This window comes from Rhodococcus chondri, assembly GCF_036327435.1.
Lineage (GTDB): Bacteria > Actinomycetota > Actinomycetes > Mycobacteriales > Mycobacteriaceae > Rhodococcus > Rhodococcus chondri.
The window spans coordinates 1-10122 of the sequence record NZ_JAUZMZ010000163.1 but is presented as its reverse complement, the minus strand read 5'-3'; the positions used below and the strand labels follow the sequence as shown (position 1 = coordinate 10122).

General features: G+C 67.7%; 8 protein-coding genes. 6 read left to right on the top strand and 2 right to left on the bottom strand.

The annotated features are described in order from the left end of the window. A partial coding sequence (locus Q8814_RS21220) for a DUF6049 family protein (protein ID WP_330153971.1) occupies positions 1–1390 on the bottom strand: 1390 nt, incomplete at its 3' end. Next, a complete protein-coding gene (locus Q8814_RS21215) occupies positions 1387–2001 on the bottom strand; it encodes an NUDIX hydrolase (RefSeq protein WP_330153970.1) in 615 nt (204 codons plus the stop codon). The genes Q8814_RS21215 and Q8814_RS21220, both read right to left, overlap by 4 nt. A gap of 75 nt (positions 2002–2076) precedes the next feature. Between Q8814_RS21215 and Q8814_RS21210 the strand changes: the two genes are divergently transcribed. The 6 genes from Q8814_RS21210 to Q8814_RS21185 all read left to right on the top strand — a co-directional run. Continuing rightward, a complete protein-coding gene (locus Q8814_RS21210; RefSeq protein WP_330153969.1) occupies positions 2077–3531 on the top strand; it encodes a CCA tRNA nucleotidyltransferase in 1455 nt (484 codons plus the stop codon). Between the two features lie 167 nt (positions 3532–3698). Next, on the top strand, positions 3699–7787 hold the full coding sequence (locus Q8814_RS21205; protein WP_330153968.1) for a bifunctional nitrate reductase/sulfite reductase flavoprotein subunit alpha: 4089 nt from the start codon (positions 3699–3701) through the stop codon (positions 7785–7787). A 106-nt stretch (positions 7788–7893) separates the two neighbouring features. Further along, positions 7894–8298 (top strand): TOBE domain-containing protein, encoded by a 405-nt coding sequence (locus Q8814_RS21200; protein ID WP_330153973.1) that lies wholly within the window; start codon positions 7894–7896, stop codon positions 8296–8298. Then, positions 8295–9056 carry a molybdate ABC transporter substrate-binding protein gene (modA, locus tag Q8814_RS21195; RefSeq protein ID WP_408015956.1) on the top strand — a complete coding sequence of 254 codons (762 nt, stop codon included), beginning with the start codon at positions 8295–8297 and terminating at the stop codon, positions 9054–9056. Before Q8814_RS21200 ends, modA begins: the two co-directional genes overlap by 4 nt. After that, positions 9053–9853: an ABC transporter permease gene (locus Q8814_RS21190; RefSeq protein WP_330153967.1), complete on the top strand. Its 801-nt coding sequence runs from the start codon at positions 9053–9055 to the stop codon at positions 9851–9853. Before modA ends, Q8814_RS21190 begins: the two co-directional genes overlap by 4 nt. Then, positions 9850–10122 (top strand): ATP-binding cassette domain-containing protein (locus Q8814_RS21185; RefSeq protein WP_330153966.1); only part of this gene is annotated, 273 nt, incomplete at its 3' end. The genes Q8814_RS21190 and Q8814_RS21185, both read left to right, overlap by 4 nt.

The following is a 10122-nucleotide window of genomic DNA, read 5'->3' as shown; positions in this document are numbered from 1 at the left end:
CGCTCGCGCCGTCACCTCCACCCGTCGCTCCGCTCGCGCCGTCACCTCCACCCGTCGCTCCGCTCGCGCCGTCACCTCCACCCGTCGCTCCGCTCGCGCCGTCACCTCCACCCGTCGCTCCGCTCGCCCCGTCACCTCCACTCGTCATGCTCTCCGCAACGACCCGCCCGGCCTCCTCGGTGAGCACCCCCGAATCGGGCCACACCACCCCGGGTGTGGAGGTCACGCCGAGGATGGAATCGACGATTCGGGCGGGTGCGCGGAGCGCGGGCTCTATGAGGGATGTCTCGGCCGCGTCGGACAGCGCCGTGAGATCCACCTGCGCGAAGGGGACGGCAACAGTGCAGGTCGATGTCGCGAGCGTCCGTAATCGTGCGAGCCAGGCAATCGCGGCGTCGGTGCCGCCGCCGGGTTGTGCGTCACCAGTCGGGTCGGACGGATCGTCGACGACGAGGTAGCCGCGCGTCATGTTGGCGACCGTGACCAGCAGGTCCGGGTCCACCGCGAGACACAGTGCCTCGGCGACCCGCGGCTCGGTATCGGTGGTCTTCTCCACCGCGCGGAGCAGCCCGTCCAACCGCCCGCCCTCGGCCAGCGAGGTGGCGAGTTCGTCGTCGACGAGTCGTACCGGATCGCTCGTCGATCCCGGCACGCCGGCGGCGAGGCGCGGTTTGTCGGCGAGCGGCCACAGCATGGTCACCGCGGTGGGACGCGACACGTCCGGCGGTACAGCCGGGAAGCCCTCTTCGGTGCTGTCGCCGACGGTGCTGTCGGTGCCGCTGTCGCTGCCGGAATCCCGGTCACCGTTGCCGGTGACGTCCTCATCGCCGGTAGCGTCCTCGCTCTTCGGGATACCGAGCGCCGGGAGGAGGAAGCGCGCGTCGTCGAGCCGGGCCTGCCCACCGTATTCGGGTACACCGTTGACGTTGACGAGCAGCGGATACACCCCGGGCTCGTCGATATCGAGGGAGGGCGCGGCATCGGAGCGCAGCGGCATCTCCAGCGTGAACGTTTCTTCCTGCCCCTGCTCGAGCAGGTCGGTGACCTCCTCGAATTCGCCGACGGTGTCGAATCCGGCCTGGTCCAGGGTCAGCGAAGTCCGCAGACCTGTGGCGTCGGACACGACCGGCGCGCGCTGCAACCGCACCCAGATGTCTTCCACGTCGCGGTCCCCCACATTCGCGACGGTGCCGCGCACCGTCACGACCGGTTCGCCGGCGAGGGACACGACGCTCGGGGTCACCGAGTCGATCCGCAGCTCGAGGAAGCGGGGAGTGTCCGACTCGGCCTGGGGCTGAGCACCGGCAGGTACGGGTACGCCGAGCATTCCCACGACAAGCGCAAGGACGAAGAGGACCGCGGCGCCGGCCCGGGATACCACCACCGTCATCCGCGATGAGCTCCCGGTTCGTCCGTATCGGATGTGGGATCGACCGGACTCCCGGAGGCCATTTCGGCGATGAGCTGGTCGGCGACGTCGGCGAGCTTGCGTTCGTCCGCGTATGCGAGCCGCGACCGCAGCTCGCGCAGCGGCACCCAGGCGACCTCGGTCACCTCGACGTCGGCATCGGACAACTCACCTCCGAGATAGCGCAGAAGGTAGTGATGCACGGTCTTGTGGACGCGGCGTCCCTCGGTGACGAACCAATAGTCGATGCTGCCCAGTTCGGCCAGGACCTTGCTGTGGACACCGGTTTCCTCGTGGACCTCGCGCATCGCCGTTTCCTCGGCGGTCTCGCCCTTCTCGATGTGTCCCTTCGGCAGCGACCACAGCAGTCGTCCCCGCCGGTCGGTGCGGCCGATCAGCGCGGCGCACAGATTCTCGGGCGGACCACCGAGACCGTCGACGACGAGTCCGCCCGCCGACGTCTCCCGCACCGTGCGCATCCGGCTGTGCGGGGCGGGCGGTGTAGCCGACGCTCCGCGAGCTGGGAGTTTTCCGCCCGCGCCACGCCGCCGCGAGCTGCGGCGGTTGCGGTTGGCACGTTCGGCGGGAGACACCTTGTCGATACTAGTTGGACCGGCGTCGGTGCCGGCTCAACCACACCTCCGGACAGCTCGGTAAGGTTCGAAGACGTGAACTCACCCTCCGCAGATGCCGATCGGCGCACTCGGCTGCTCGCCGGCGCCGACGCCACGTTGCGCGCACTGTCGGATGTTCTGGCGCCTCTCGGCACGCGGTTCGCGGATGCCGGGCACGAGCTGTATCTCGTGGGCGGCAGCGTCCGCGACGCGCTGCTCGGCCGACTGGGCACGGATCTGGACTTCACGACCGACGCCCGGCCGGAAGTCGTGCAGGGCCTGCTGCGGGGCTGGGCCGACCACCAGTGGGACACCGGCATCGACTTCGGCACGGTGAGCGCCGCGAAGGGTCCCGAGCAGATCGAGATCACCACCTTCAGAAGCGACGCATACGACCGCGTCAGCCGCCACCCGATCGTCGAGTACGGCACCCGACTCGAGGAGGATCTGGTTCGCCGCGACTTCACGGTCAACGCGATGGCGGTGCGGATCGGACGCGGCGGCTCCGCCGAGTTCGTCGATCCGCTCGGTGGGATGGAGGCGCTTCTCGCAGGCGTCCTCGACACCCCCGCACTACCCGAGGATTCGTTCCACGACGATCCGCTGCGGATGCTGCGCGCCGCACGTTTCGTGTCGCAGCTGGGCTTCGCACTCACCGAACGGGTGCATTCCGCGATCGAGCGGATGGCCGACGAAATTCTCCGGATCAGTGCCGAGCGAGTGCAGGCCGAGCTCGACAAGCTGATCCTCGGCGATTACCCCGTCCAGGGCATCGACATCATGGTGGAAACGGGACTCGCTGCGCGGGTGCTGCCGGAGATCCCCGCGATGAAACTCGAGATCGACGAACACCACCAGCACAAGGACGTGTACTGGCACTCGCTGACCGTCCTGCAGCAGGCCATCGATCTCGAGGACGGCGACCCCGATCTGGTGCTGCGCTGGGCGGCGCTGCTGCACGACATCGGCAAACCCGCCACCAAGCGCAACGAAGAGGGCGGCGGTGTCAGCTTCCATCATCACGAGGTGGTCGGAGCGAAATTCGTCCGCAAGCGAATGCGAGCGCTCAAGTACTCGAAGCAGATGATCGACGACGTCGGTCAGCTGGTCTTCCTTCATCTGCGCTTCCACGGTTACGGCAAGGGCCAGTGGACGGACTCTGCGGTGCGCCGGTACGTCCACGACGCCGGTCACCTGCTGCCGAAGCTGCACAAGCTGGTTCGCGCCGACTGCACCACCCGCAACAAGCGGCGTGCCGCGGCGCTGCAGGCCACGTACGACGACCTCGAGCAGCGCATCTCCCGGCTGATCGAGCAGGAGGACATGGCGAGGGTCCGTCCCGATCTCGACGGCAACGCCATCATGGAACTCCTCGGTATTCCCGCCGGCCCGCAGGTCGGAAAGGCATGGAACTTCCTCAAGGAACTGCGCCTGGACCGCGGACCTCTGGATCGGGACGAGGCCGAGGCCGAACTGTTGAAGTGGTGGGAGCAGCAGCCGAAGGCCTGATCCGCCCATACGAGCGGTTTGTTTCCGCTCTCTCACAACGCGCGGCACGGCGCGTGAGCCAGATGTCACAGCCCGCTCACCGCGATTGATCCTCCCGAAACACCGCATCAGCAGCATGGAGCACGGCCGGAAACACATCGGTCGGGCCACATGAGGGAGCGGTGCGGATGCAGGGTGAGATCACAGCGGTGAGAACCGCCTGCTCGTACTGCGGTGTGGGTTGCGGAATGGTGCTCGAAGTGCGAACGGACCCCGACACCGGTGCGAGAACGGTCGTCAAGGCCTACGGTGACAAGGACCATCCCACCAACCGTGGCCGGCTCTGTACGAAGGGAGCTACCAGCGCCGAAATGCTCGTTGCCGGTGGCAGGCTCGAGACCGCCCGCGTCCGGAGCAACCGTCACGCAGCGCCCGTTCCTGTCGCGCTGGACGAGGCGATCGCCGAGACCGCGCGCCGGTTGACGCAGATCGTCGACACCCACGGACCCGACGCCGTCGCGCTGTATGTGTCGGGACAGATGTCGCTCGAAGCGCAGTACCTGGCCAACAAGCTGACCAAGGGTTATCTGGGCACCAACCGGATCGAATCCAACTCGCGACTGTGCATGGCGAGCGCCGGTACCGGATACAAGCAGTCCCTCGGCTCGGACGGACCGCCCGGCTCGTACGAGGACTTCGACCACGCCGACGTGTTCTTCGTGACCGGTTCCAACATGGCCGACTGCCATCCCATCCTGTTTCTGCGGATGATGGAACGCGTCAAGGCCGGAGCCAGGCTGATCGTTGTCGACCCGCGCCGCACGACGACCGCCGACAAGGCCGATCTGTTCCTGCAGATCGCTCCCGGCACCGACCTCGCGCTGCTCAACGGATTGCTGCATCTACTCGTGCAGGACGGGCGGGTCGATCGGCAGTTCGTCGAGGACCACACCGCCGGGTGGGACGCGATGGAAGAGTTCCTCGCCGACTATCCACCCGCGGTGGTCGCCGAGATCACCGGTCTTCCCGAGGACGACATCCGCACGGCCGCACGGTGGATCGGTGAGGCCGGAAACTGGATGAGCTGCTGGACGATGGGCCTGAACCAGAGCACCCACGGCACCTGGAACACCAACGCGATCTGCAACCTGCACCTCGCAACCGGCGCGATCTGCCGTACGGGAAGTGGACCGTTCTCCCTCACCGGACAGCCCAACGCCATGGGCGGACGCGAAATGGGGTACATGGGGTCGGGACTGCCCGGGCAGCGATCGGTGCTGTCCGACGACGACCGCGCCTTCGTCGAGGACATCTGGAACATTCCGCGCGGCACGTTGCGCACCGAGGTCGGCGACGGAACCGTCGACATGTTCCGCCGCATGGCGGACGGTGAGATCAAGGCGTGCTGGATCATCTGCACCAACCCGGTCGCCTCGGTCGCGAACCGCAAGGTCGTGCTCGACGGTCTCGAGAAGGCCGAAGTGGTGATCGCGCAGGATGTGTTCGCCGACACCGAAACCAACGCGTTTGCGGACATCCTGCTGCCCGCCGCGCTGTGGGCCGAATCCGAGTACGTAACCATCGGTTCCGACCGCACCGCGACACTGCTGCAGCAGGCCGTCGACCCGGTTGGAGACGCATTGCCCGACTGGCAGATCATCGCCCGGGTGGCGTGCGCGATGGGATTCTCGGACGCTTTCGACTACACGAGTGCCGAGGAGATTTTCGCCGAGATCCGGCAGTTCTGGAATCCGCAGACCGGGTACGACCTGCGCGGTGTCACGTATGACCGGTTACGTGAGGCGCCGGTGCAGTGGCCGTGCCCGCCCGCCGCCGGCACCGACCGCAATCCCGTGCGCTACCTCAACGACGGGCGAAGCCGCAGCCTCGTCGTCCGGAACGACGGCACCGTGCCGGAATTGGCGTTCGCCACACCGGACGGCCGCGCCCGGTTCTTCCCCCGGCCGCACATGCCTCCCGCCGAACTGCCCGACGACGACTATCCCCTCGTCCTCAATACCGGTCGGGTGCAGCATCAATGGCACACCCGCACCAAGACCGGCAGGATCGCGAAGCTCAACAGGCTCAACCCCGGGCCGTTCGTGGAGATCCACCCCGCCGACGCCCAGCGGTACGGGATCGCCGACGCAGACCGGGTCGAGGTGAGGTCGCGCCGCGGTCGCGCGGTGCTTCCGGCCGTGGTGACCGAGCGGGTGCGTCCGGGTACCTGCTTCGCGCCGATTCATTGGAACGACAACTTCGGGGAGGATCTCGCGGTCAACGCGGTGACGAACGATGCGATCGACCCGGTGTCGCAGCAGCCCGAATTCAAGTTCTGCGCAGTGACATTGACCAGCGTCTCCCCCGCCGGTGAAGCTCCCCGACAGGAATCGGACGGTGCTGCGACCGTCGATCGGCTGGCGGGTGTTCTCGGGCTCGACGACACCCCGGCCCCCGCATTCGACGAGACGGAGCGGGATTACCTCGCGGGTCTCGTCGCGGGTCTGCGGTTGTCCCCCGTGTCCGGTGTGGTGCCCGTCCTGCCCGAGTCCGCACCGTTCCCGATCGCGAAACGCGACTGGCTGAACGGGTTTCTCGCCGGTATGTATTCGCACAGCCGGCCGGGTACGGCCGAGGGCGATGTGGCCGCGGCCCGCGACACGGAGCCGGCGGTCGTGGTGACCTGGGCCTCACAGACGGGCAACGCCGAAGACTTCGCGCGGACGTGCGTCGGCAGGTTGCGGGCGGCCGGCCGCGCCGCGACGTCGGCCGCAATGGACGAGTTGGAACTGACGGCCCTCGCGAACATCCCGACGCTGCTGGTGGTCACCAGCACGTTCGGCGACGGGGACGCACCCGACAACGGTGCGGCGCTGTGGAAGGCGCTCGGCAGCGACGCCGCACCGTTGCTCGAGAACCTGCGTTACGCAGTGCTGGCGCTCGGTGATTCGAACTACGACGACTTCTGTGGCTACGGACGCAAGCTCGACGAGCGGCTCGCGGAACTCGGTGCGACGCGGCTGCTTCCGCGGGTCGACTGCGAACCCGATTACGAGGAGTCGGCCGAGCAGTGGCTGGGTACCGTCGAGAGGCTCGTCGGCGAGGGTGCGGCGGTTGCCCCGACAGCTTCGACGACAGCCGAGACGAGATCCTCCCCGGTGTACAGCCGCAAATCACCCCTCGTGACCCGATTGACGCACAATGTCGCACTCAGCGGTGCCGGGTCTTCGAAAGATGTGCGGCAGTTCGGCTTCGAACTGTTCGATCCCACCTTCGAATATCAGGCCGGAGACGCTCTCGGGGTAATGCCCACCAACGGGCCCGGCGCGGTGGACGAGTGGCTGCAGGTCACCGCGCTCGACCCGGAGGGTGGGATCGAGATGACCGATCTTCCGACGATTCCGCTGCGGGAGGCGGCGGCCCGATATCTCGACATCACCCGGGTGACTACGGATCTGCTGCGCTTCGTGCAGCGTCAGAGCGAGAGCGCGGAACTCGCGAAGCTGCTGCGGCCCGGTAACAAGATCGAACTTCAGCGGTGGCTGTGGGGTAAGCAGGCGATGGACGTCATCGCCGAGTATCCCTTCAAGGCATCGCTCGCGGAGTGGAAGGAGGTGCTGAAAAGGTTGCAGCCACGTATGTATTCGATCTCGTCGAGCCCGAAAACCGACCCCCGCGAGGTGCAGTTGACCGTATCCGTGATCCGGTACAGCTACGACGGCCGCGACCGTGCCGGGGTCTGCTCGAGTTTCCTCGCCGACCACAGCAAGGGTGTCGACATCCCCATCTTCGTGCAGTCGAATATGCACTTCCGGCCGCCGGCGGCCGCCGACGCCCCGATGATCATGGTCGGCCCGGGCACCGCCATCGCCCCGTTCCGGGCGTTCCTGCACGATCGACGCGAAGCCGGGCACACCGGCAGGAACTGGCTGTTCTTCGGCGACCAGCGATCGGAGACCGACTACCTCTACCGCGACGAGATCGAGTCGATGCACGCCGACGGATTCCTTCACAATCTCGACCTGGCGTTCTCGCGCGATCAGCGGCAGAAGATCTATGTGCAGGACCGGATGCGTGAGCACGGGGCCCAACTGTGGAAATGGCTGCAGGACGGCGCGCACTTCTATGTGTGCGGCGACGCGAGCCGGATGGCGAAGGACGTCGACGCGATGCTCCGCGAGGTTGTGCAGACCCACGGACGTATGGACCACGACGCCGCCGGTGCCTACGTCGACGAACTGGCAGCAGGCAAGCGGTACGTCCGCGACGTGTACTGATCGCCGGCGAGCCTGCAGTTTCGTTGCCTGTCCGCATCTGCGGAAGTATCGTCTGCTTCATGACGATTGTGCGGTGTCTTCGACGGCATGGGCCGGGTCCGCGGTCATGACCGCAATCCGCATCCGCGACGCCGCCACCCTGCTCGGCGTCAGCGACGACACGATCCGCCGATGGGTCGATCAGGGCGTGCTCCCGGCGGGCAAGGACTCCGCGGGCCGCATGGTGATCGAAGGCAGCGACCTCGCCGAGTTCGCACGCGCCCAGGCCGACACCGCTCCGGATCTCCTCGGGGTCGGCAGTTCGGCGCGCAACCGCTTCGTCGGCCTCGTGACGCGGGTCGTGTCCGACACGGTCATGTCGCAGGTCGAACTGCAGTGTGGCCCCCACCGCGTCGTGTCGCTGATGAGCACCGAGGCGGTGCGTGAACTCGGTCTGGAACCCGGCAGTGTCGGTGTGGCCGTGGTGAAGGCCACCACCGTCATCGTCGAGACACCAGCCGGACCGGCGTGAAGACGACTGCCCGGGCCGCCGCTGTCCTCGCTGTCGCGGTCGTCGGCACCGCCCTGACGTCGTGCGGCACTGCCGCGAGCTCCGGCGACACCGTCACCGTGTTCGCCGCAGCCTCGCTGCAGAAACCGTTCACCGAGCTCGGGCAGCGGTTCGAGGCGTCCCATCCGGGCGTCGACGTGCGGTTGTCCTTCGCCGGGTCGTCCGATCTCGTGGCGCAACTGTCGCACGGCGCTCCCGCCGACGTGTTCGCGTCGGCCGACACCGACACGATGCGCGTTGCGGTCGAGGATGGTCTCGTCTCCGGCGACCCGGTGACATTCGCCGCGAACACTCTCACGATCGTCACCGAACCCGGCAATCCCGAAGGTATTGCGTCGCTCACCGCTCGGCCCGGCGAGGACCGGACCGTGGTCGTGTGCGTACCGCAGGTGCCGTGCGGTGCCGCGACCGCGCGTGCCGAGACCGCGGCCGGCGTCGACCTCGCGCCCGTCAGCGAGGAAATGTCCGTCACCGATGTGCTCGGCAAGGTCACGTCCGGACAGGCCGATGCCGGACTCGTCTACGTCACCGATGCGCAGGCCGCGGGCGACAGGGTCACAGCCGTGCCGTTCCCCGAAGCCGCCGGTGCTGTGAACACCTATCCGATTGCCGTGCTACGGCAGGCCCGCGATCCGTCGCTCGCCACGCAATTCCGCGTGTACGTCACCGGTCCGGAAGGACGAAGCGTGCTCGCCGGAGCCGGATTCGCGGCGCCGTGACCGGGCCGGCGCGTATCCCTGCCGGTCTGCCGCGCTGGCTCTACCTGCCGGCGATCGTCGGCGCGCTCTTCCTCACCGTGCCGTTGCTCGCGATGCTCGTCGCGGTGGACTGGCCGAGATTTCCCGCACTCGTCATGTCCGAGTCGTCGCTGCAGGCGCTGGGCTTGAGCCTGAAGACGGCGCTCGCGAGTACCGCGCTGTGCGTGCTGCTCGGTGTGCCGATGTCGATGGTGCTGGCCCGCAGCACGGTTCGCGGAATTCCGGTACTGCGAGCGCTGGTGCTGCTTCCCCTCGTGCTGCCTCCCGTGGTGGGCGGCATCGCCCTGCTCTATACCTTCGGCCGCCGTGGTCTGCTCGGCGAGTACCTCGAGATGTTCGGACTCCGCATCGGGTTCTCCACCGCCGCAGTCGTGCTGGCCCAGGCCTTCGTGGCGCTGCCGTTTCTCGTCATGACTCTCGAGGGCGCGCTCCGAACCGCGGGACGACGCTACGAGGACGTCGCCGCGACGCTCGGCGCCCGGCCCACAACGGTGTTCCGCAGAGTGACGGTGCCGCTCGTGCTGCCCGGCCTTGTGTCGGGCGCAGTCCTGGCCTTTGCGCGTGCGCTCGGGGAATTCGGCGCGACGCTCACTTTCGCGGGAAGCCTGCCCGGTGTCACGCGCACGCTGCCCCTCGAGATCTACCTTCAGCGAGAAGCGGACCCCGATGCCGCGGTGGCCCTGTCGCTGCTGCTCGTCGTCGTGGCGGTGGCGATCGTCGTCGCGGTCCACGCCCGGCGTGAGGTGGGAGGACCGTGAGCAGCCTGCGGGTGCGTGCACGCGTCGATGTCCGCGACGTCGAGGTCGCGCTGGAGGTCGAGCCGGGCAGCATCGTCGCAGTGCTCGGTCCCAACGGTGCCGGAAAGTCCACGTTGCTGAGCGTGGTGGCAGGGCTGATCGTGCCGGATGCGGGGTTCGTGGAACTCGGGGCGCGGGTGCTGACCGACACCGAGGCGAAGGTCGCGCTGGCGCCGCATCGGAGGTCGGTGGTGTTGCTCGCGCAGCAACCCCTGCTGTTCCCCCATCTC